Origin of the sequence: Bifidobacterium sp. ESL0790 (genome assembly GCF_029395435.1) — a bacterium.
GTDB lineage: Bacteria > Actinomycetota > Actinomycetes > Actinomycetales > Bifidobacteriaceae > Bifidobacterium.
Map to the genome: position 1 here is coordinate 423,013 of NZ_CP113915.1, position 23,218 is coordinate 446,230.

Annotated in this window: 18 protein-coding genes and 1 tRNA gene; all 19 read left to right on the plus strand. The window is 62.8% G+C overall.

Features of this window, described 5'->3' with window-relative positions:
- The first annotated feature begins 266 nt into the window (after positions 1 to 266).
- The 19 genes from pgi to leuA all read left to right on the plus strand — a co-directional run bounded on the left by pgi (position 267) and on the right by leuA (position 22,994).
- The gene (pgi, locus tag OZY47_RS01500) at positions 267 to 1,961 is read left to right on the plus strand and encodes a glucose-6-phosphate isomerase (protein ID WP_277178196.1); all 1,695 of its coding nucleotides are present in this window, start codon (positions 267 to 269) and stop codon (positions 1,959 to 1,961) included.
- Between the two features lie 379 nt (positions 1,962 to 2,340).
- Positions 2,341 to 2,411 (plus strand) — tRNA-Gly (locus tag OZY47_RS01505).
- A 198-nt stretch (positions 2,412 to 2,609) separates the two neighbouring features.
- On the plus strand, positions 2,610 to 3,290 hold the full coding sequence (locus tag OZY47_RS01510) for a hypothetical protein (protein ID WP_277179033.1): 681 nt from the start codon (positions 2,610 to 2,612) through the stop codon (positions 3,288 to 3,290).
- A gap of 300 nt (positions 3,291 to 3,590) precedes the next feature.
- Entirely contained in the window at positions 3,591 to 3,860 is a 270-nt protein-coding gene (gene rpsO, locus OZY47_RS01515) for a 30S ribosomal protein S15 (protein ID WP_277178197.1), read from the plus strand.
- Between the two features lie 298 nt (positions 3,861 to 4,158).
- Positions 4,159 to 6,876 carry a polyribonucleotide nucleotidyltransferase gene (locus OZY47_RS01520; protein ID WP_277178198.1) on the plus strand — a complete coding sequence of 906 codons (2,718 nt, stop codon included), beginning with the start codon at positions 4,159 to 4,161 and terminating at the stop codon, positions 6,874 to 6,876.
- Positions 6,877 to 7,366: 490 nt separating this feature from the next.
- Positions 7,367 to 8,530, plus strand: a complete 1,164-nt coding sequence (locus tag OZY47_RS01525; RefSeq protein WP_277178199.1) for a hypothetical protein — start codon at positions 7,367 to 7,369, stop codon at positions 8,528 to 8,530.
- Complete coding sequence (locus tag OZY47_RS01530; RefSeq protein WP_277178200.1) at positions 8,527 to 9,516, plus strand: ATPase, T2SS/T4P/T4SS family; 990 nt, start codon at positions 8,527 to 8,529, stop codon at positions 9,514 to 9,516. The genes OZY47_RS01525 and OZY47_RS01530 overlap by 4 nt, the downstream gene beginning before the upstream one ends.
- A gap of 151 nt (positions 9,517 to 9,667) precedes the next feature.
- A complete protein-coding gene (locus OZY47_RS01535; protein WP_277178201.1) occupies positions 9,668 to 10,378 on the plus strand; it encodes a hypothetical protein in 711 nt (236 codons plus the stop codon).
- Positions 10,379 to 10,500: 122 nt separating this feature from the next.
- Complete coding sequence (locus tag OZY47_RS01540; RefSeq protein ID WP_277178202.1) at positions 10,501 to 11,139, plus strand: hypothetical protein; 639 nt, start codon at positions 10,501 to 10,503, stop codon at positions 11,137 to 11,139.
- A 309-nt stretch (positions 11,140 to 11,448) separates the two neighbouring features.
- On the plus strand, positions 11,449 to 11,736 hold the full coding sequence (locus OZY47_RS01545; RefSeq protein WP_277178203.1) for a DUF4244 domain-containing protein: 288 nt from the start codon (positions 11,449 to 11,451) through the stop codon (positions 11,734 to 11,736).
- 137 nt (positions 11,737 to 11,873) lie between these two features.
- A complete protein-coding gene (locus OZY47_RS01550) occupies positions 11,874 to 12,266 on the plus strand; it encodes a TadE family type IV pilus minor pilin (protein WP_277178204.1) in 393 nt (130 codons plus the stop codon).
- Between the two features lie 193 nt (positions 12,267 to 12,459).
- Positions 12,460 to 12,915: an Rv3654c family TadE-like protein gene (locus tag OZY47_RS01555; RefSeq protein WP_277178205.1), complete on the plus strand. Its 456-nt coding sequence runs from the start codon at positions 12,460 to 12,462 to the stop codon at positions 12,913 to 12,915.
- A 90-nt stretch (positions 12,916 to 13,005) separates the two neighbouring features.
- The gene (locus OZY47_RS01560) at positions 13,006 to 15,969 is read left to right on the plus strand and encodes a DNA polymerase III subunit gamma and tau (protein WP_277178206.1); all 2,964 of its coding nucleotides are present in this window, start codon (positions 13,006 to 13,008) and stop codon (positions 15,967 to 15,969) included.
- An 8-nt stretch (positions 15,970 to 15,977) separates the two neighbouring features.
- Positions 15,978 to 16,580 (plus strand): recombination mediator RecR, encoded by a 603-nt coding sequence (gene recR / locus OZY47_RS01565; RefSeq protein ID WP_277178207.1) that lies wholly within the window; start codon positions 15,978 to 15,980, stop codon positions 16,578 to 16,580.
- A 346-nt stretch (positions 16,581 to 16,926) separates the two neighbouring features.
- The gene (locus tag OZY47_RS01570) at positions 16,927 to 17,691 is read left to right on the plus strand and encodes an aspartate kinase (RefSeq protein ID WP_277179035.1); all 765 of its coding nucleotides are present in this window, start codon (positions 16,927 to 16,929) and stop codon (positions 17,689 to 17,691) included.
- Between the two features lie 162 nt (positions 17,692 to 17,853).
- Complete coding sequence (locus tag OZY47_RS01575) at positions 17,854 to 18,396, plus strand: ACT domain-containing protein (RefSeq protein WP_277179037.1); 543 nt, start codon at positions 17,854 to 17,856, stop codon at positions 18,394 to 18,396.
- 281 nt (positions 18,397 to 18,677) lie between these two features.
- Complete coding sequence (locus tag OZY47_RS01580) at positions 18,678 to 19,748, plus strand: aspartate-semialdehyde dehydrogenase (RefSeq protein WP_277178208.1); 1,071 nt, start codon at positions 18,678 to 18,680, stop codon at positions 19,746 to 19,748.
- A gap of 414 nt (positions 19,749 to 20,162) precedes the next feature.
- Positions 20,163 to 20,783 (plus strand): DUF5701 family protein, encoded by a 621-nt coding sequence (locus OZY47_RS01585; RefSeq protein WP_277178209.1) that lies wholly within the window; start codon positions 20,163 to 20,165, stop codon positions 20,781 to 20,783.
- Positions 20,784 to 21,086: 303 nt separating this feature from the next.
- Positions 21,087 to 22,994, plus strand: a complete 1,908-nt coding sequence (leuA, locus tag OZY47_RS01590; protein ID WP_277178210.1) for a 2-isopropylmalate synthase — start codon at positions 21,087 to 21,089, stop codon at positions 22,992 to 22,994.
- Positions 22,995 to 23,218: the final 224 nt, after the last annotated feature.

A 23,218-nucleotide genomic window follows, 5' to 3' on the forward strand; every position in this document is an offset into this window, starting at 1 on the left:
TGTGCCGCAATATATTGAGTATGAGTGTGCCTGTTTTTTGATGGTGGGCTGCAGGTTTTAGAATCGTTCGGCTTTCGCTTTGCCGACTTGGAATATCGCGTTATGTCAAAGTTGACGGACGCGACGTTTTTTGTGCTGTTGTGTCTGCTTTTGTGAGTAAATTGAGAGGCGTAGCAAGCGGCTGGGAGCGCGCCTTCGCAACATGTGAGAAGATATGACGAGGCCGCGAGACCACCGCCGCGGCAAGTGATGAAAGGACCTTAACCATGGCCATCAATCCTCCTATCGACGCCACCAAAACCCCCGAATGGGCGGCGCTGCAACAGCATTTCGACGAGCTGAAGAGCGAGGGCATCGACCTCAAGAAGTGGTTCGCCGAGGAGCCCGACCGCGTCGAGGAGCTGAGCTTCGAGGCCGGCGACCTGCACTTCGACCTCTCTAAAGACCTCATCCAGCCCGAAACGCTGAAGCTGTTCGCGAACCTCGCCAAGGCCGTGAAGCTCGACGAGCGCATCAAGCAGATGTATTCCGGCGTGCACATCAACTCCACCGAGGATCGCGCCGTGCTGCACACCGCGCTGCGTCGCCCGGCCAGTGACGAGGGCAAGCTCATCGTCGACGGCCAGGACGTGGTCAAGGACGTGCACACTACGCTCGACAAGATCTACGCGTTCGCCGACAAGGTTCGCAGCGGCGAATGGCGTGGCGTGACCGGCAAGAAGATCAAGACCGTCGTCAACATCGGCATCGGTGGCTCCGACTTGGGCCCGGTCATGGTCTACGAGGCCCTGAAGCCCTACGCGGACGCCGGCATCTCCGCCCGTTACGTCTCCAACATCGACCCGAACGACATCTCCGAGAAGACCAAGGATCTCGACCCCGAGGCCACGATGTTCATCGTCGTCTCCAAGACCTTCACCACCCTTGAGACCCTGACCAACGCGCGTGAGGCACGCACCTGGCTCTTGAACGGTCTCAAGGCGTCCGGCGCCATCGACGGCAGTGACGCCAAGCGCGCCGAGGCCATCAAGAAGCACTTCATCGCCGTCTCCACCAACCTCAAGGGCGTCGAGGAATTCGGCATCGATCCGCAGAACGCCTTCGGCTTCTGGAACTGGGTTGGCGGCCGCTATTCCGTCGATTCTGCGGTCGGCACCTCCATCGCCATCGTCTGCGGCCCCAAGCGCTTCGAGGAGTTCCTCGCCGGCTTCCACGAGATCGACGAGTATTTCGCCAACACCCCGTTCGAGAAGAACGTCGTGGTGCTGATGGGCATGCTCAACGTCTGGTACCGCAACTTCTTCAAGGCCGCCACACACGCCGTGCTGCCCTACGACCAGTACCTGCACCGCTTCCCGGCTTACCTGCAGCAGCTCACCATGGAGTCCAACGGCAAGTCCGTGCGTTGGGACGGCAGCCCGGTGGTCACCGAGACCGGCGAGGTCTTCTGGGGCGAGCCCGGCACCAATGGCCAGCACGCGTTCTACCAGCTGATCCACCAGGGCACGCAGATGATTCCCGCCGACTTCATCGCCTTCGCGAACACCCCGAATCCGGCCAAGGACGGCGACCAGGACGTGCACGAGCTCTTCCTCGGCAACTACCTGGCGCAGACCAAGGCGCTCGCGTTCGGCAAGACCGCCGACGAGGTTCGCGCCGAGGGCACACCTGAAGCTATCGTCCCGGCCCGTGTCTTCTCCGGCAACCGTCCGACCACTTCGATCTTCGGCGATGCGCTCACCCCGTTCTCGCTCGGTGAGCTCATTGCGCTTTACGAGCACATCACCTTCACCGAGGGCACCGTCTGGGGCATCGACTCCTTCGACCAGTGGGGCGTCGAACTCGGCAAGCAGCTCGCCCGCCAGATCACCCCGGCGATTTCGCAGGACGACGAGGCATTGGCGCAGCAGGATGCGTCCACGCAGAGCCTCATTCGTTTCTACCGCGCGCATCGTAAGTAATCGCGCGGCAACGTTGCTGGTTGCAGCCTAGCTGCAACTAACCGCTGAAATGGGCACCCATCGTCAAGATGGGTGTCCATTCTGCTGTGGTAGCGTATGAAGGTCGCGCGAAACCAGTGAGAAAAGCACTAAAAAGTGGTCATAAAAGTGCTTTTCCCACTGAAAGATGTCTTGCCTAAGGAGAAAAGCATCTTTTTCTGGGGCATTTTGGCGCTTTTCTCACTGGTTTGGCGGCGGCAGAACGCAGAACCGGCGTTGTGGCCGGTCGGCTCACGCTCGCTTCCCGCTGATTCCACGGCTCGTGTATACTGGCGTTTGTCGTTTTTCGCGTGGTTCGCGAGTCGCCGATGGTGATTGGTGAATGGCGCGAGGATGATGCGCGGATGTAGCTCAATGGTAGAGCCTCAGTCTTCCAAACTGATTACGCGGGTTCGATTCCCGTCATCCGCTCTCCGCGGTGGTTTCACCGTGGTCCTGAATTTCAAATGGCACGAGCGAGGCGGATGTTCTATGGCGAGCAGATCGTCGGGAAACGACCATAGCGAAGATACCGAAAAGACCAAAGACACTCAAGGCGCCAACAACAAGGCGAGCCAGGCCGGCGTCTCAACCGGAGCCCGCGAAAGCACCCAAGACGGTGCCGGTGATATCGGCGACATCGAAGACAACGACAACAAGGCCGTCGAGATCGTCGAGGGCAAGGTCGAGACGGTCAACGTCTCCAAGCATCCCGAGGCCTCGATTCCCGAAACCGAGCTCTCCCTGGCCGACATCCAGCGCAGGCGCTCGCATCCGGTGCGTTGGGCCGTCTTCATCGTCATCCTACTCGCCGCGATCATCGTGCCCTACTGGTTTGGCCGCACGATGGCGATGGACCATACGGCCCGTGTGGTCAGGATGCTGAGCCACTTCGCGCCGCAGGGCATCGCGCTGGTCTCGTGGACGGTGACCGTGGTGGCCCTGGCGTGCATCGGCCTGTCGATGGTCGAGGAGCACGGCTGGTTCTGGCGCATCCTCTTCCTGGTCACGCTCTCCGCCGAACAGTTGATCGGCGGGGTCTCGCTGCTGCGCTTCAAGTTCTGGTATTCCACCTACGTGGTCTACGGCCCCTCGTCGGTGCTCGCCAACGCGGCCAACCTCGGCATCATCGCCGCGCTGTTCGCCGTGGCGGTCTACGCGATCGTCTTCGTCGGCCTGCTCATCGGCGTCAGCAAGGATTCGCCGCTCAACGTGCTCACCCACAGCTGGGCCTCGTTCATCCTCTTCTTCGTCATCGAGGCCATCGCTCTGCTGATCGTGCTGTTCAGCGGGCTGCTATACGCGGTGTGACGCTGCTGCCCAATGTGCAACGTAGCACCCAGTGCGTATGGCGCGGTGCTCAGTGAGAAAAGCACCAAAATACACTCAAAATGATGCTTTTCTCCTCAGTAAACGGCACCTTCAGTGGGGAAAGCACTTTTTAGGGGCGTTTTTGGTGCTTTTTCCACTGAAAGGTGGGTTCTCCAACGGTGGGGCCGCGTTCATCCACACCAGTCCGTATACTTAAAACTTGGCGTGAATTCGCCCGCGGATAGAGAGCGCTCCGGCATCGAGCCGGTGGCACCGCGCAGCAACTACAAGGAGGATGCCGTGGCACTTACGGCTGAACAGAAGCACGAGATCATCACGAAGTACGCGACGCACGAAGGCGATACGGGTTCTCCCGAAGTCCAGGTTGCGCTGCTGAGCAAGCGTATCTCCGATCTGACCGAGCACCTCAAGACCCACCAGCATGACCACCACTCCCGTCGTGGCCTGCTTCTGATGGTCGGTGACCGTCGTCGTCTGCTTGATTACCTCAAGAAGGTCGACATCAACCGTTACCGTTCCCTCATCGAGCGTCTTGGTCTGCGCCGATAGCTCTTATAATGCCCGGGCATCTATGCTCGGGCGTTTTAATAGGTAGAGAACCGTGTGCTGGATGTTGAGTGAAGTAAGCAAAACGGCGGTGAATGACCGCCAACGGTGTTCGCGAGTGAAGAAACGCAGGACGGCCTTAAGGTGAAGGCCGATAATGAAAAACGAAGCTGAAAAGTGAAGAATGACATGCGGGATGCGATGCGGCCAGGTTTGCCGCAAAGAAGAGCAGTGAGGCCCGCGGCCAATAGAGCATTTTGAAGTGGTAGATAGAAAATAGGAACAAACAAAGGAGGAACCCTTGGAGGGTCCCGAAATCAAGGCCGTTGAGGCCGTAATAGACAATGGAACATTTGGCAAGCGCACATTGCGCTTCGAGACGGGCCGCCTGGCCCAGCAGGCCGACGGCGCTGTGGCCGCCTACCTGGACGACGATTCGATGGTGCTTTCCACCACGACCGCCGGCAGCAGCCCGAAGGAGAACTACGACTTCTTCCCGCTGACCGTCGACGTGGAGGAGAAGATGTTCGCCGCGGGCAAGATCCCCGGCTCGTTCTTCCGCCGCGAAGGCCGTCCCTCGAACGACGCGATCCTGGCCTGCCGCATCATCGACCGGCCGCTGCGCCCGCTCTTCCCCCACACCCTGCGCAACGAGGTGCAGGTTGTGGAGACGGTGCTCGCCTGCAACCCCGACGACGCCTACGACATGATCGCCCTGAACGCCGCCTCGGCCTCCACCATGATCTCCGGCCTACCCTTCGAGGGCCCGGTCTCCGGTGTGCGCCTGGCGCTGGTGGACGGCCAGTGGGTCGCCTTCCCGCGTTGGAGCGAGCGTGAGCGCGCGGTCTTCGAGATCGTCGTGGCCGGCCGTGTGGTCGAGAACGGCGACGTGGCCATCGCCATGATCGAGGCCGGCGCCGGCAAGAACGCCTGGAACCTTATCTACGACGAGGGCCAGATCAAGCCGGACGAGGAGGTCGTGGCCGGTGGCCTCGAGGCCGCCAAGCCGTTCATCAAGACGCTGTGCGAGGCGCAGAGCGAGCTCAAGGAGAAGGCCGGCAAGGCCAACGACAAGGAGTTCAAGCTCTTCCCGGAGTACACCGACGAGATCTTCAGCCGCATCGACGAGATCGCGCACGCCGACCTCAATGAGGCCCTTTCCATCGCGGCCAAGCTGCCGCGCCAGGAGCGCATCCACGAGATCAAGGAAGACGTCCGCGCCAAGCTCGCCGACGAATTCACCGACATGGATGAGATGGAGAAGGACAAGGAGCTCGGCAACGCCTTCAAGGAGCTGCAGCGCCAGATCGTCCGCAAGCGCATCCTGACCGAGGACTTCCGCATCGACGGCCGCGGCCTGCGTGATATCCGCACGCTCTCCGCCGAGGTCGACGTGGTGCCGCGCGTGCACGGTTCCGCGCTCTTCCAGCGTGGCGAGACCCAGATCCTGGGCGTCACCACCCTCAACATGCTCAAGATGGAGCAGACCATCGACGCCATCTCCGGGCCCAACACCCGCCGCTACATGCATGATTACGAGATGCCGCCGTTCTCCACTGGCGAGACCGGCCGCATGGGCTCGCCCAAGCGCCGCGAGGTCGGCCATGGCGCGCTGGCCCGCAAGGCCCTCGTGCCCGTGCTGCCCAGCAAGGACGATTTCCCCTACGCCATCCGCCAGGTCTCCGAGGCCCTTGGCTCCAACGGCTCCACCTCGATGGGCTCCGTGTGCGCCTCCACGCTTTCGCTGCTCGCCGCCGGTGTACCGCTGAAGGCCCCCGTCGCGGGCATCGCGATGGGCCTGGTCTCCGGTGACGTGGATGGCAAGCACATCTACAAGACCCTGACCGACATCCTGGGCGTCGAGGACGCCTTCGGCGACATGGACTTCAAGGTCGCCGGCACCTCCGAGTTCATCACCGCGCTCCAGCTTGACACCAAGCTCGACGGCATTCCCGCCGACGTGCTCGCCGCCGCGCTCCAGCAGGCCAAGGAAGCGCGCACCACGATCCTCGAGGTCATCAACGAGTGCATCGACGCCCCGGCCGAGATGAGCCCGTACGCTCCGCGTATCCTCACCACCCACGTCCCGGTCGACAAGATCGGCGAGGTCATCGGGCCCAAGGGCAAGATGATCAACCAGATTCAGGAAGACACCGGCGCCGACGTGAGCGTCGAGGACGACGGCACCGTCTACATCGCCTCCGAGGGCGGCGACGGCGCCGAGAAGGCCAAGGCCACCATCGACGCGATCGCCAACCCGCACATCCCCGAGGCCGGCGAGACGTTCAACGGCAAGGTCGTGAAGACCACGAGCTTCGGCGCGTTCGTCAACCTGACTCCCGGCACCGACGGCCTGCTGCACATCTCCCAGATCCGCAACCTCACCAACGGCGAGCGTATCGACGCGGTCGAGGACGTGCTCAAGGAAGGCGACACCGTTGAGGTGATCGTGCAGGGCGTCGACGACCGTGGCAAGATCTCGCTGGCCATCCCCGGCTTCGAGGACCAGGAATCCGGCGCTCGTGGTGGCCGTGGCCATGGTGATCGCGATGATCGCCGTGGTGGGCACGGACGTCGTGATGATCGCGGCTATCGTGGCCATCGTCATGATGACCGCCGTGACGATCGCCGTGACCGTGATGACCGTGGCGATCGTGATTTTGAGGATCGTCCGCGTCGTCGTCGTGAGGATCGTGATGACCGCGAGGACCGTGGTGGACGTTACGACGACCGTCGCTCCGAGCGTCGTGATCGCGATGATCGTGATTTTGAGGATCGTCCGCGTCGTCGCCGTGAGGACCGTGATGACCGTGGCGATCGTGGAGACCGCTACGATGACCGCCGTTCCGGACGCCGTGATTCCCACCGTTCCGGCGGCTACCGTGGCGGCCGTCGCAACGACCGCAACCCGCGCTACGCCACCGACGACCATTATGACGAGTATCGCGAGGACCGCGAGGAGCGCAGCGAGCGTCCGCGCCGCCGCATCCGCCGCGATTTCGATCCGTTCGACGAGTGATCTAACGGGATGCGCCGCGATTTTGCGACTCAATGCCTAGGCGTTGGGCGCCGGAAAATCGCTGAACGGTGCGTCTGATTCAACAAGGCCTTGTGAGCCGGCTGAGATATCAGCTTGGTTCGCAAGGCCTTTTTTGTTTGCCTTTTTGCTGCTTGCTTGTTCCTTGTTATTTGGTGCTTCGATGCGGGTTGCTTGCGTTTTGGTTTTCGTTTCCCGTTTCTTCGATATTTTTAGTTGTGTGCTTCGTGGCGGTCAGTGTGGATAAATTTGAATAGAAACACGGAATTGTGGATAATTCCGGAGGTTTTCAGATGCTGTGGATAAATCGCGCATGGAAACGAGACTGTGGATAACCCGAAATGGGGACAACCTTGGGGATAAATTGCGTCCAAAGACCGCGACACGCCTCAAATGTGGATAACCCCAACCGTTCGACCACATAGGCCCGTTGAGCTTTACTTGAGGATGTTCCGGGCGCTTCAATGGACGCATGAGCGATTTCATGAACGAAAGTGGGAGCGGATTCGCCGGTTCGGCCAACCCCAGCCAGCGCTGGTATGGGAGCGCGGACCAGCGCGCCGTGCCCCAACAGACCTATATGCCGCGTGGTGGCAGGCAGGCGTGCGTGGTGCCTGTGCCCGCCGCCGGGACCGCGGTGGTGCGGCGTGGGGCAACCATGCCTGTGGCCAGGCCTCCTTCGGCCATGTCACGCAACCCGATAGGCCTTGAGGTGGGGCAGAGGCGGCACGTGGGACGTGACGGGCCGGCCACGCAGATGGTGAAGGTCTCCCGTCCCGGATTCGCGCCGCGTGAGCTGGTCGCCACGGGTTCGCGAGTGGTGGCGCCGCAGCCGGAAACCGGGTTTACCGCCCCGCATGAGGATGAGGGCGTCACCGGTTTCGCGGGCAACACCGTGGCTTTCGTGGGTGCCAGCGGCGGCGTGGGCGTAAGCGTCATATCATCGCTCGTTGCCTTGCAATGCGTCGATGAAGGTTGGGATTGCGCGCTGGTCGATGGCGATTTCGACGGCGGTGGCCTCGACGTCCTGCTCGGGCTGGAGAACGACAAGGGGTTGCGGTTCAGCACGTTGAACGCGCCGCTGGGGCGGGTGGACGGCCATGCGATTTCCGCCAGATTGCCGCGTTGGCGGGGCATACCCGTGCTGGCGAGCGACCCGTGGAACGGCACAAGGCCGGAATGGTGGGAGACGTCGGCCGCGTTGACCGGGCTCGCCGAGGTCAATGACATCGTCATCCTCGACGCGGGGCGAGGCCACCTGCTCACCCAGCTGCCGGGCTCGCAGGGCATGGACAAGGTGATCGTCACCGAGCTTTCGGTGTTGGGGTTAATACGCGCCAAGTCGCTGCTCTCGCATTATTCGTCGGCCAAGGAGCGCGACGACGGATCCGGCGTGCTGGCCGTTTTGGGCGTCCAGCCACGCGGCACCTCACACGGCCGGGGCGTGGTCAACGTGGGCGAGGCGGCCTCGTTCCTGGGTCGCGAGGTGCTCGGCCCGCTCGCGCCCGACGCCCATCGCGCCAGCGACATCCTGGAAGGAATGGGGGTGCGTGGCGTCGGCAGGGCCGAGCGTCCCGTGCTCAAGAAGCTGTGCGCGTGTCTTAGCAAGGGACGCAAAGGAGGTGGGCGGCCATGATGTTCGGTCCGTTGCAACCGCTGGTCAGCGACTCGAAGCTGACCGACATCGCGGTGACATGTGAGGGCAGGGTGTGGGTCGATCGGGGAGAGGGGATGCGCGAATACCATCCGGCCATCCCCTTCCGCTCGCCGCAGGTGGTGCGCCAGTACGCCTCGCAATTGTGCTCGCAGCTGGGCAGGAGGCTCGACGAGGCGTGCCCCATCGCCGATGCCTCAAGCTCCGAGGGTATTCGTGTGCACGCGGTCATCGCGCCGTTGGTGCCTGAGGGCGCGGCGATCTCGATTCGTTTCCCCAGTCGTTTCGTCCCCAGGCTGAGCGGTTTGGGAGCCGAAGGGCTGTTCCCGACGTCGTGGTTCTCGGTGCTGTGCGGGCTGGTGCGCAAACGTGCCACCATACTGATCACCGGGGGCACCGGATCGGGCAAGACCACGTTGATGAAGGCGCTTTTGGATCAATGTGATCCGAATGAGCGCATCGTCAGCGTCGAGGAGGTGCGCGAGCTCGGAGATCTGAAACGTGGCGATTACGTCTCGCTGGTGGCTCGCGAGGCCAATGTGGAAGGGGCCGGCGCAGTTGGCTTGCCCGAGCTGGTGAAGGCGACGTTGCGCATGCGGCCCGACCGCATCGTGCTGGGCGAGTGCCGTGGCGAGGAGATCGCTGATTTGCTGAGGGCCTTCAATTCCGGCCATCACGGCGGCATGGTCACCCTGCACGCCGACAACGTGGCTCGTGTGCCATCGAGGCTTGTGGCGCTGGGGCTTTTGGCCGGGCTCGACCGGCAGGCGCTGATGATGCTGGCCGCCAACGCCTTCGACGTCGTGCTGCACTTGGAGCGGATTGAGGGCAAGCGCCATATCGTCCAGATTGGCAGGCTGGTGGTCGCCCACGACGAGTTCGTGGGTGTGCCCATAGCCACATGGAACGGCAGGGAGGGCGCGGTGCCCGGGCCGATGTGGGGGCAGTTTGTTCGGCAATGGACCTAGCTGTGGTCGGCGTTGGCCCGAGATGATGCGGCGCGGGGGAGTGGCGTGATTGGTGCTTGGCGCATGGTGCCTCACCGTTTGGGGTCAAGGAGTTCGGCGTCCGAGCTATCGGGTTCGGGATGGTGTTTGAGATGGATGAAGGAGGAAACCGATGGGTGGATTGGTGGAGGGTTGGCGCTTGCTGTTGGTCGCGCTGGCCTTGGTGGCGTTGCTTTTGTTTGTCCGCCGTCGTCACGTCGATTCGCGGCTGTCTTCCTTCGAAGCGGCGAACGGCGACGTCGATGAGATGGAGGATGAGGAGCATCAGGGCATCCTTTCGGTTATGGAGAACGCGAAGGCGCGCATTCGCACCGGCTCGTCGCTTGAGCAGGCGTTCCGCGAGGCCTCGGGCGATGGCGTGATGGTCACTGGAGCGGCGCTGCCCAGCCGAGGCCAGCTGCGTACCCTGTTGGTCCGTAGTTTGGATGGCGACGAGACGGTGGACCAGGCCGACCAGGCCGCCGCCGAGCTGGACTTGGCGTGCAAGGTGAGCCATGAACTGGGATACGGCGCGCTGCGTTGCCTGGACGCCGTGAGCGCCTCGTACAAACGCAACCGGATGATGCGCACGCTGCGTGGCAACGCCTTCGCCATGCCGAAGTCGACCGTCAAGCTGCTCTCCGCCCTGCCGTTCGCCACCTTGGTGCTCGGCGAGTTCATGGGCGCGAATTCACTGGCGTTCCTGGTCGGCACGGGCGTGGGGCGTATCTGCTTTCTGCTTGGCTCATGCGTCTACGGCATCGGGCTGATGTGGATGCGGGCGATGATGCGCGAGATGGAGGACGTGGCCAAGGCCTTCACGGTGCCCGTGCCGTCGGGGTGATTCGTATGCCGCCGGAATTCATTTTGAATTGAACGATTAGCTGCGAACGAATGATGTGACCGGAGCGATGACGTGACCGGAACGATATTGCGATGAATGGAACTGTGGGAAAGGACCGGAGGATGTGGATTGCGATGGCGTGCCTGGCGGGTTGTTGGGCGGGAGCCTGCTGCTATCTGATCTGCCGGCGGGTGGGCCAGAGCGCCGATGCCAGGCTTGTCGCGCTGGCACATCATGACGATGTGGCCGTATCGCTCAACCTGGTGCTTGAGATGATGGTCGTCGCCATCCGTCAGGGCGCCTCCATTCCGCATGCCTTGGATTTGGTCGGTTCGCTGATCCATGGCGAATTGGGCGATGGGCTGACTTGCGCGGCCAAGGCGCTTTCGAGCGGATTGCAGTGGCAGGACGCATGGCTGCTGGCCTCCGCGGCAGCTGGGCAAGGTGATGGTGAAAAAGCCGGCGACGCGAGCGCGCGGCATAAGGCCGCGGAACTGCCGAATAACGGTTCGGACAAACGCACTTCGGCCGAGATGCTCAAGATCTTCGAGGGCGCCCTTGAGGACTCGTGGCTATACGGAATCTCACCCATATCCCGCTTGGAAAGCACCATCGAGCAGCTTGATGCCAGGGAGCGGGCGCTCATCGAACGTGGATCGTCGAAGCTTTCGGTGCGTCTGCTGATGCCGACCGCGCTGTGCTTTCTGCCGGCGTTTGTGCTTATCGGTGTCCTCCCGTCGATAGGCTCCTTCATGTCGTGAATCGCAGACGATGTCGTCCGGCACGTTTGAGTTTAAGCGTGCCTTCAGTCCTGTATGGGTATGGTGTCTTGCCTCCGCCATGGCGATGGTGGGGGCTTTGCTATACGGGCATCGTTTCTGAATATATCCGCGATTTGCAATGTGTATAACTTTGGTCACTGTGGATAACTTGTGCGCGACACGCCGAAAATGTGGATAACCCAAACCGTTCGACCACAGTACCTGAAATTCCTTCGCTCGACTTGCGTTTTCCTCCAGAATGGTCATATCGCAATCAACGTGGTTGCGGCAACCAACAAAGGAGGAGACATGAATATGAATATGGCAACCGGAAACGGATTGATGACGCTTGAGAGCGGTGCGGACCGCGGCCTGGCGACGATTCCGCAGCGAGCGATGACCAAGATGTGCATGGCCGACGCGAAGGTGCGCGCGTGGTTGGAGCGTGACGACGAAGGCGCGGTCACGGCGGAATACGCCGTCGTGCTGGTGGCCGCCACAGCCTTCGCGGCCGTGCTGATCGCGCTGCTCAAATCGGGGGAAGTCAAGACGCTCCTGCTCAACATCATCAAGAAGGCCCTGAAGGTCGCCGCGTGAGGTCTCGCCAGCTAGTGGGCGATGCGAAACGACGGGCTTCGGACGCATGTGCAGTATCGGCATCCATTCGACCGATGAATGAGTGGATGCCTCCATATCGGAGTTTCGGATTATCGAGGAGTCTCAGGAGGTGAGGGATGCAACGCTTGGTTGATGGTGGGCGTCGGCTGTTCCGCAAGGCGCGTGACGCCGTCAGGGGCGTGGACCGTGGCGTGGTGACCGCCGAGTTCGCCACGGTGCTGCCGGCGGTGGTGGTCATCGCCGCGCTGCTGCTGTTGCTGGCGAGGGCGGTGACCGTGGAGATGAACTGCCAGGACGCGGCCTCGGTGGGAGCTCGTGTGGCCGTCACCACCAAGGATGACGGCCGTGCGCGTACGGCGGCTCTTGAGGCCGCCGACCATGGGGCGCAGGTTTCGATCAGCCGTGGCGTCACCAAGGTCGATGTGGTGGTCAGCTGCCCGGTTATGCCCGATCCGCTGCACGTGCTGCCCCATGCGGTCGAGGGCAAGGCGACTGGTCTGTTGCAATAGCGCTGAGCTGACGCAGAAGTTGGGCTGGTTGGTGGTATCGAGGAGCAGCCGTTGGAGGCCTTTCTGAGTACCTGATGCAATGGGCCGCCGATTGCGCTGGGCAACCATAGCAAGTGGGAATCCGAGCATGTCGTGGGGAAGCTGGGGATACATGACCATCGGCAATACAGGTTGCCGGGAAAGGAGGAGTGTGATGGACGCTGATTCACCAAATACCGATTCGTCGGGTGTGGTTTCGGCCGCCGTGAAGCCGCCGCGTCGCAAGAAGCTGGCGCGGATGCTGCGCCGACGTGCGTTCTGGCGGGGCGACGACGAGGGCTCGGGGACCGTCACCGGCGTGATGTTGGTGGCCGTCACCGCCATCCTGCTCGTGGTGATAGCCATGGGTGGCCGCTTGCTCATCTGCATCGCCCACGCGCGCAGCGTCGCCGACCAGGCGGCAATCGCCGGGGCGATCTCGGAATGGAAGGGCGAGGGTGATCCGTGCATTCGCGCGGGCTTGGCCGCCAGCGCCAACGGAGGCGTGCTCATCTCCTGCACGGTGAAGGACGACGATGTGAACGTGAAGGTCTCGTACGCCACATCCGTGCCCGTGGCCCCGCAAGTCGTGCGCGAGGCCCGCGCCGGCCCCGTCCCTTGCGGCACGTGAGGCGTGTGTGATGGAGCATGATGTATATGGGAGATGCGCTTGTTCATTGGGCAGGCGTGAAGATAGTCGGGTGAAGGTAGGTTAGAGGGTATGGCACTTGCATTGTATCGGCGATATCGGCCAGACACTTTTGATGGAATCATCGGCCAGAACCAGGTCACCGTCCCCCTCTCCAGGGCCTTGGACGAGGGCAAGCTGACGCATGCCTACCTGTTCTCCGGCCCGCGTGGATGCGGCAAGACCAGCTCCGCGCGCATCCTCGCCCGGTGCATCAACTGCGCCAAGGGCCCCACCTCCCATCCCTGCGGTGTGTGCGACAGCTGCAAGGACTTGGAGACCGGCGGCCCCGGGTCGATCGACGTGGTGGAGATCGACGCCGCCAGCCATAACGGCGTGGAGGACGCCCGTGAGCTGCGTGAGCGCGCCGCCTTCGCCCCGGCCCGCGACCGCTACAAGATCTTCATCCTCGACGAGGCCCACATGGTCACCCAGCAGGGGTTCAACGCCTTGCTGAAGATTGTGGAGGAGCCGCCCGAGCATGTCATGTTCATTTTCGCGACGACTGAGCCCGACAAGGTCATCTCCACGATTCGCTCGCGCACCCACCACTATCCCTTCCGTCTGGTCTCCCCGGAGGTCATGGGCCCCTATCTCGAGCAGATCTGCGACCAGGAGGAGATCGACCCGGAACCTGGGGTGCTCAAGCTGGCCATGCGTGCCGGCGGCGGCTCGGTGCGCGACACGCTTTCCGTGCTCGACCAGCTGATGGTCGGCGCGGTCGACGGCGAGATTTCATACGATTCGGCGGTGGCCCTGCTGGGCTTCACCCCCGACGCCCTCATCGGCGAGGCCATTGACGCGGTGATCGACGCCGACGGTGAGAAGCTTTACGGTGTGGTCCAGAAAGTGGTGGTCGGCGGCTTCGAGCCACGGCGGTTCGTGGAGGACTTGCTTTCTCGCGTCCGTGACTTGCTCGTGCTCACCTTGGGTGGCGAGAAGGCCGAGGGTGTGCTTAACGACGATTCCGCCGCGCAGGACATGGGTGACCTTCATCGTCAGGCTTCGGCGCTGGGGCTTTCCACGCTGACCGCGATGGCCGAGATCATCAACACCGCCCTTGGAGGCATGACCGGCGCCACATCGCCGCGCATGCGGCTGGAACTTCTGGCCGCGCGCCTGCTCTCCGGCCGTGAGAACGGCTTCGGATTGACGCAGCCTACCGCGCAGAACGGCGCGAACGCAGGGCGGCCCGGTCAGGCTCCGAACGGTGGACGAGCCAATCCTTCCGGCCCTGCTGCCCAAGGCGGGGGCTTCATTGGTTCGAACCGCAACGCCGCGCCGCGAGGCAATGGTGGGATGGGTGCCGGGGCCAACGGTCCCGCTGCCAATGGGAATGCTGCGATGGCAGGTGCCGATCGTCTCAATGGGCAGCATGGCCAGAATCCGCAGAATACGCAAAGCGGTTTCGCCGGCGCTGCGAATACCCAAGCTTCGGCCGCCGCGCGTCAGCCAGGTTCCCGACCGACCAACGCGCCCGCAACACCGCAAGGCAACGGTCCGTCCTCGCAGACTGCTGGTCAGTCCAGTGCGCAAAACGCTTCTGCCGCCGCGTCGCCCAAGGGAGCGGGCGCTCCTGCTCCCGCATCGGCGGCACCGCATGTCGATCCGAACGCCACTCCCGACGAGAAGTGGGATGTCGTGCTCTCGGCGTTGCCGGAAGGCGTCAAGGAATATGTCACGCGTGACAAGGTGCCGCAGATCGCGTTCATGACCAACGCGGCCGGGAAGTCACGCCTGGCCATGACCTTCGACTGCGCGCTGAGCCAGCACGCCTTCGCGCTGGCACTGGCCTCCGACGCCGCGCACAACGGTGAGAAGGCCGCCAACGTGGTGCTCGACACGGTCCGTTCCGTCTTCGGCCAGCAGACGATGATCGCGCCGACCGGCGTGGCGGCCAACGGTGAGAAAGTCGTGTCGACCAAGCGGATGAAGCCGGACGAGCTCGCCCAGGTCAAGCGTAAGATAGCCCTTTCGAAGGCCGGCCTCGTGGACGGCGCATCCATCGGCTCCACGCAGCACGGGGCCTCCGAACCCAAGACCCAAGCCAAAGATGAGAAAGGCGCCGACGAAAGCGACGATTCGTCCCACCGAGCGGGCCAGCCGAAGCCGGTAGAAGCACAGCCGCGCGCGGCCGCCGCGAACGTTTCGACGGCCAAACAGGCGGATGATGATTCGGCTGCCGGTACTGGCGCGAACGTCAGAACTGATGGCAAGGCTGACGCCGAAACGGAAACTGACTCCGACGCGGTGACGAACGCCGGCGGGTCGCGGCCTGAGGATGACGATGATTACGATCCTTGGCTGCATCCGCTGGGCAACGTTGAGGATGAGTCTGGCGAGGCAAGTGGGGAGACGAAGACCGAACAGGCGCTGGACGCTGCGGCCGAATCCGATACCCACCATAAGAAGTATGTCGCCGTTCCTGATACCAGCGATGGGATCGACCCGTGGGCGATCTCCACATCGCCGAGTGCTGATGGTGTCGACAACGCCGCAGGGAATAGCGACATGGCTAATGACTCGGCCAATAGCATCGGCTCTGCTGCTTCTGATACAGGTACGAATGCCAAACAAACGGCTGGAAATGCTAGTGGGATGACCGATTCCGGTTCCTCGCAAGGTACTGGTCCGCAACCGGCGGCACCTGGCCAGGCGATATCCCCGCAATCCGCCGCAGCGGCTGGCAACGCGTCTTCGAATATGGGCGGAGCTGGTCAAGGCAAGCCTTCGCCAGACGCCGCGAACGACAACTCCGATTTGAGGGAGCGTTTCAAGAGGCCTGACGTCGAAAGCGGCGCCAACCGCCCGGAGGTCGCGGCCGAGGAGGACGAGTACTCGCTCAACGACGAATCGCTGGGCCAAGCCACCGCTCTCGGGCTCGACGAGCTCAAGAAACTCTTCGAGGTGAAGAAGGTCGAGCAGTTCGCCGCCGACGACCCGCACAATCCCAAGAACATCAAACCGGCCAGCAGGCATGACAACGAGCAACACTAGGAGGATTCATGGCATTGGCCTATGACGGCGCGATCCAGCGTCTCATCGACGCGTTCGCGCATCTGCCGGGCATCGGGCCCAAAGGGGCGCAGCGCATCGCCTTCTACCTGCTTTCCGCCAACGACGAGGAGGCGCAGGAACTCGCCGACGCCATCCGTGAGGTCAAGGAGAAGGTGCGTTTCTGCGACATCTGTGGCAACGTCTGCGAGACGAGCCCGTGCCCGGTGTGCGCCGACCCGCGTCGAGACCACACCACGATCTGCGTGGTGGAGGAGCCCAAGGACGTGATGAGCATCGAGCGCACGCGCGAGTTCCACGGTGTCTACCATGTGCTCGGCGGGGCGATCAACCCCATGGCCAACATCGGTCCGGGCGATCTTGCCATCCCCAAGCTGCTCGACAGGCTCAAAACCGACGAGGTCAAGGAGATCATCCTGGCGCTCGACCCCAACATCGAGGGCGAGGCCACCGTGACCTACCTGAGCCGTCTGCTCTCCCCGCTGGGCCTCAAGGTCACCCGCCTGGCCAGCGGCCTGCCGGTGGGAAGCGACCTGGAATACGCCGACGAGATCACGCTGGGCCGCGCGCTCGCCGGCCGTCGCGAGGCGTAAGGCCGGAATCCACCAATCTCCGTTCCGCAAAGCGTGGTTTCGCAAGCAGCGTTTTAGGAGCGGAGGTTCCTCAAGCCTTATCAGACAACGGTTTTGCCCGTATGGTGAAGGATCGGGGCGGCCCGTACGCCATCGTTCCTATAATGAGATTCCTACGAACAACCTCGTTCGTCCCCAGTGCGTTCGGCTGTGCTAGGCCCACGTGCATGTGCGCGGCGAAATGTGTGCGGTGGCGTGTGTCAGGCGTCGGCCTTTTGTCGTGCCGGCCTCTCAAACGCATGCACGAGCGTGACCACGGGCGCGGGCGATGTTGAACGGTTAATGACCCGAGAAGATGGGAATGGTTGTGGCTCTTATCGTGCAGAAGTATGGCGGTTCCTCCGTCGCCGACGCGGAATCGCTCAAACGCGTGGCCAGGCGCATCGTGGAGACCAAGCGCGCCGGCAACGACGTGGCCGTGGTGGTCTCGGCGATGGGCGACACCACCGACGACCTCATCGACCAGGCCCAGAGCATCGACTCCAACCCTCCCGCCCGCGAGATGGACATGCTCATGACCGCCGGTGAGCGCATCTCGATGAGCCTTCTGGCCATGGCCATCCACGCCGAAGGCGAGCATGCTTATTCCTTCACCGGCTCCCAGGCCGGTTTCATGACCGACGCCCAATTCGGCGCCGCGCACATCCGCTCCGTCAAGCCCAAGCGCGTCAGCCACGCCCTCTCGCAGGGCAGCGTGGCGATCGTCGCAGGGTTTCAAGGCATCAACGTCGACGGCGACTACACCACCCTCGGCCGCGGCGGCTCCGACACCTCGGCGGTGGCGCTCGCGGTGGCGCTGGGAGCCGATATCTGCGAGATCTACACCGACGTCGACGGCATCTTCACCGCCGACCCGCGCATCGTGCCCACGGCCCGGCGCATCCCCATCATCAGTTATGAGGCGATCCTCGAGATGGCCTCCTGCGGCTCGAAGGTGCTCGCCCTGCGCTGCGTCGAATACGCCCAGCGCTTCAAGATGCCGTTGCATGTGCGCAGCTCGTTCTCGCACCGCATGGGCACGTTGGTGGTGCCCGACGGGGTTGACGCGCGCACCCTGCCCAACCTCGGTTAAGACGCGGGCAATCCGCTCGGTTCAGCGGATAAGGCACGAACAGAACTACAAATCAGACAGCATGTAAATCACAACAACCAACGAGGTGGAGCGATGAGCCACACAGAAGCTACGAAGGCCACGAACAAGAATGGCGGCAAAGGCGGCAAAGCGAACGAGTCCATGGGCGACCTGTTCCCCGACCTCGGCCCCGAGGCCCCGGTCATCTCCGGGGTGGCGCACGACCGCACCGAGGCGCTGTGCACCGTGCGCGGCGTGAAGAACGAGCCGGGCATGGCCGCCAAGGTCTTCACCCAGCTGGCGCTCGCGGGCGTCAACGTCGACATGATCGTGCAGGCCGGTGCCTCCACCGGCACCGCCGAAATCTCCTTCACCGTGCCCGAAAACACGGTCAAGAAGGTCGATTCCGTGCTCACCGCCAAGCAGCAGGAGCTCGGCTATGCCAGCTACGACATCAACTCCGAGGTCGGCAAGGTCGCCGTGGTCGGCGTGGGCATGAAGACCCATTCCGGGCTCGCGGCCAAGTTCTTCGAGGCGTTGAGCGAGAAGGGCATCAACGTGCTCATGATCTCGACCTCCGAGATCCGCATCGCCGCGCTCGTGCCGCTTGACCAGCTCGACGACGCTGTGCGCGCCCTGCACACCGCCTATGGCCTCGACGCCAGCCAGGTGGAGGCCGTCGTCTACGGCGGCACCGGTCGCTGAGGCTGTTGGATTCGCTGCAATCGTTGATTTCACTGAACCAGCCGAAGTCTTAATGAGCCCGTTCGAGTAACGGCCAAAGGCGAAGATAGCCCTTATCCCCGCGTCGATGCGCGCTCTTCGGACATCGTCGGCACGCTGGCCGCTTGTGTCGTTATAGTCATATAACAAGAGCGATCGCCTCCCGTGCCGCGGCTTCGCCGTCGCGACGTGAGATTGCGGTGGGGCGGTGGTCGCCGGTTGGTGTGAAAACGCTCAAAAAGCAAAACGCAAAGGGGACGAAAATGGTTCGGATCAACGAGCGCGGAGTCAATGTCGCGGTGCTGGGGGCGACCGGTCAGGTCGGCATGGTCATGCGCCGTGTGCTCGACGAGCGTGACTTCCCGATAGCGGACCTGCGGTTCATGGCCTCGGCCCATTCCGCCGGCACCGTGCTCAACTGGCGCGGCCACGACATCGTCGTCGAGGACGTCGCCAAGGCCGATCTCAACGGCATCGACATCGCCATCTTCTCCGCCGGCGGTGGCACCTCCAAGGTCTGGGCGCCGAAATTCGCCGAGGCGGGCGCCTATGTGGTCGATAATTCCTCGCAATGGCGCATGCACGATGACGTGCCGCTGGTGGTCTCCGAGGCCAACCCCGACGACCTCGACGTCATCCCGCGCCGCATCGTGGCCAACCCCAACTGCACCACCATGGCCTGCATCCCCGTGCTCAAGGCCCTTTCCGACAAATTCGGCCTGAAGCGCCTGATCGTCAGCTCCTACCAGGCGGTCTCCGGGGCCGGTCGCGCCGGAGTCGAGCAGCTGATGAACGAGGCCAAGGCCGCCGTCGACCAAGGCGCCGACAAGCTCGTCTTCGACGGTTCCGCCATCGATTTCCCCAAGCCCACCAAGGTGGTGCGCACCATCGCCTTCAACGTCGTCCCCTTCATCGGCGACGTGGTGGACGACGGCAGCGAGGAGACCGACGAGGAGCAGAAGCTGCGCAACGAGAGCCGCAAGATTCTCCACCTGCCCGATCTGCAGGCCTCCTGCACCTGTGTGCGCGTCGGCGTCTTCACCGCCCATGGGATGAGCGTCAACGCCGAGTTCGAGCGCGACGTCACCCCCGACATGGCCCGCGAGGCCTTGAAAGACGCGCCGGGCGTCGAGCTCGCCGACATCCCCACCCCGCAGCTCGCCGCCGGCCGCGACCCGAGCTATGTGGGCCGCATCCGTCAGGACCAGGCCGTCGACGGCAAGAAGGGCCTCGCCTTCTTCATCACCAACGACAACCTGCGCAAGGGTGCCGCGCTCAACGCCGTCGAGCTGGCCGAGATCGTGGCCCGCAAGCATTTCGCCGACAAACTGTAGAGATAATTGGTTTGGTAATCACGCTGGGCCGGTTAGGTTACAGCTCCGGGTCGATTCGGTAACGGCGTTGGCGGTAATTCCGATAACGACGCTGATGCCAATCTCGTTTTCAGGGACGTCCGATGATTCATATCGTCGGGCGTCTTTTCGTATGCCGAACTTCGATTCACGGTCATTGATTCACAGCCATCGGGGATGGCGCAAACTGATGGCAATATCAATGGCGAAACCGACGATTGAAACCTAGCGACAAAACCGATGGCAAACCAATGGTCGAAAGCCTGTCAACAAAACCAAACGGAGCGAATACAAGAATCCTCCTCAGGCTTCCCTCCTGTCGTTCTTCTAGTGATTCCCCAGCCGCCCGCACCCGCATCCGCGTGAGGTGACATGACCGCGTGCGATACTGGAGGCATGTCGCAGGCATCTAAAGAAGCGCAAAGGCAATTGGACCGCATCGTCGCGTTGGGCTATCCCGACGTGGCCGATATGAGCGAGGCGGTGTTCCGCGCCCTCGCCCGGCCGCTGATCGACGCGCTTGAGGACAGCGATCTGGGCACCGACATCCTCCTGGTGCCCACCCACGAGCTGGTGAGCCCCGAGTCGCTGATCGCCCGAACCAGCATCAACCGCATGGCCGGCTTCACCACCATGCCCCCGCGTGACGTCGCCAGCTTCCTGCCGCAGGATGGTTTCGAGCCGCCGGAAGGCCCGTTCTACCTGGTGATCTGTCCCCACACCGGCACCGCCTACGTCAACCGCGAGCCCGACGTGGCCCGCAAGCTCATCGAATCCGACGAGCGCATGCCCCTGACCCTTGAGGAGGGCCTGGCCATCGCCACGCAGCACCCTGACTGGCTGGTGCGCAAGAACGGCTTCAACCTGCTCGGCTCGCGCTCGGCCGACGGTCGATTCCCCAGCATCTGGATGAGCCAGAACGCCCCGCGCCTCGGTTCCGTGTGGCCCACATCCCGCCACACCTGGCTCGGCAACGCCTACTGCCGCTCGCGCTGCGGCGTCTCGCTGTTTCAGTAGTCGAATAAGGCTGGCTCGCATACACTAACTTGTGGTTTTCCGAAAGGAACCATGGGAATTCCAACCCTCCATTTTCAAAAGTCGAGTTAGTACGGGCCTCGCCACGCAAGCATCACCGATTTCGCGTACGTCGTATTTTTTCGCAAACACGTAGTCGAATCGCGGACTCCTCTCGTCCCTTTCACCCTTCACTGGTTATGATTGAAGGTTATCCGCGCTTCTTCGACGATTCCGCCAAAGGCGCGGATAAGCATTGAAATTACGCCGTAAACCGCGGCGAATGGAACAGGAAAAGGAGGAGTGATGGGTCAGGATCAATCTTCGGTATTTGATCTCGCGGCGGTCGCCGCACAATCCAATGGGGGTAACAACGACCTGCTGCTGCCTCCCGCTCGTTTCATCGGCGATCCGCAAAAGCCAAGCAAGATGCCCTACAACAAGTACGTCGCCTATGACAAGCAGATTCCGTTCGATTACCCCGAGCGCACCTGGCCAAGCAAGCGGCTGCGTCGCGCCCCGCGCTGGTGCTCGGTCGACCTGCGTGACGGCAACCAGGCGCTGGTCAACCCCATGGATTCCGAGCGCAAGCTGCGCTTCTGGAACCTGTTGATGGCCATGGGCTTCAAGGAGGTCGAGGTCGGCTTCCCGTCCGCCTCCGACACCGATTATGATTTCGTGCGCATGTTGATCGAGCGCGAGCTCATCCCCGACGACGTCACCATCGTCGTGCTGACCCAGGCCCGCGAGCACCTGATTCGCAAGACCTACGAGTGCCTGCGCGGCGCCAAGCGCGCCATCGTGCACTTCTACAATTCGGTCTCCGTGCTGCAGCGCGAGGTCGTCTTCCGCAAAGACAAAGCGGGCATCAAGAAACTGGCGACGGATGCGGCCGAGCTTTGTAAGGACCTTGAAGGCGACGCCGGCGACACCGACCTCTACTACGAGTATTCCCCGGAGTCCTTCACGGGCACCGAGCCGGATTACGCCGTCGAGGTGTGCAACGCGGTCATCGACGTCATCAAGCCGACGCCCGACCACAAGATGATCATCAACCTGCCGGCCACCGTCGAGATGACCACGCCGAACGTCTTCGCCGACGAGGTCGAGTACGTCTCCAACAACCTGAAGGACCGCGATTCGATCGTCCTCTCGCTGCATCCGCACAACGACGAGGGCATGGGCGTGGCCGCTACCGAGCTGGCCGTGCTGGCCGGCGCCGACCGCGTCGAGGGCTGCCTGCTCGGCAACGGCGAACGCACCGGCAACGTAGACCTCGTCACCCTCGGCCTGAACCTCCTGACCCAGGGCGTCGACCCGCAGATCGATTACTCCAACGTCCCCGAGATTCGCAAGACCGTCGAGTACTGCAACCAGATCGCCATCTCCGAGCGCCATCCCTACGCCGGCAACTTCGTGTTCACCGCCTTCTCCGGCTCGCATCAGGACGCCATCAAGAAGGGACTCGAGGCCCGTCAGGCCGCGGCCGAGCGTGCCGGGGCCAATCTCGACGACTTCGTGTGGCTCGTGCCTTACCTGCCCATCGACCCGAAGGACATCGGACGCAGCTACAAGGCCATCATCCGCGTCAACTCGCAGTCCGGCAAGGGCGGCATGGCCTACCTCTTGAAGACCAACCACAACCTCGACCTCCCGAAGCGCCTGCAGATCGAGTTCGAGAAGGTCGTGCAGAGCTACGCCGACAAGACCGACAAGGAGGTCACCGACGACGAGATCTGGCGCCTCTTCAAGGACGAGTACCTCCCGGTGGAGGAGAACGGCGCGTTCGCGGCCAGCGAGGCCGTGGGCGACGAGGGCGACGAGAGCCTGGATTCGTGGGGCCGCCTGAGGCTGCTCAACGTCTCCGTCTCTTCGGGCGCCGACGGTTCCGACACCGTGCTCAAGGCCAAGCTGCTCGACCGTGGCGCCGAGCCTGGTGCAGACCCGATCGAGCGCGAGGTCTCCGGTGCCGGCAACGGCCCGCTCGACGCCTTCCTCAACGCGCTGGCCTCGATGGGCCTCGTGGTGAGCGTGATGGACTACGCCGAGCATGCGATGACCGCGGGCACCGACGCCATGGCCGCCTCCTACATCGAGTGCCAGATCGGCGGCGAGGCCAACGCGCGCATCATCTGGGGCGTGGGCATCGACTCGTCGATCACCACCAGCTCGCTCAAGGCGATTATCTCGGCCATCAACCGTTCGGAGCGCTGAGCTTTCAGGAGGGGATTCCCTTTCCGTCGTTGAGGCCTTGATTGGCTGGTGGCGGAAAGGATTCGTCCTGTCGATAATCCAAAGATAATTCAGATACATAAAGTGGTGGGCACCAACCCTTGAAAGGTTGGTGCCCACCACTTTGTTTGTGTGCTTGTGTCGGCTTGCTTACCTGTTAGGCCTTTGTACGGCTTATCGGTTTGTTACGCTGGGCCTTTTGCCCG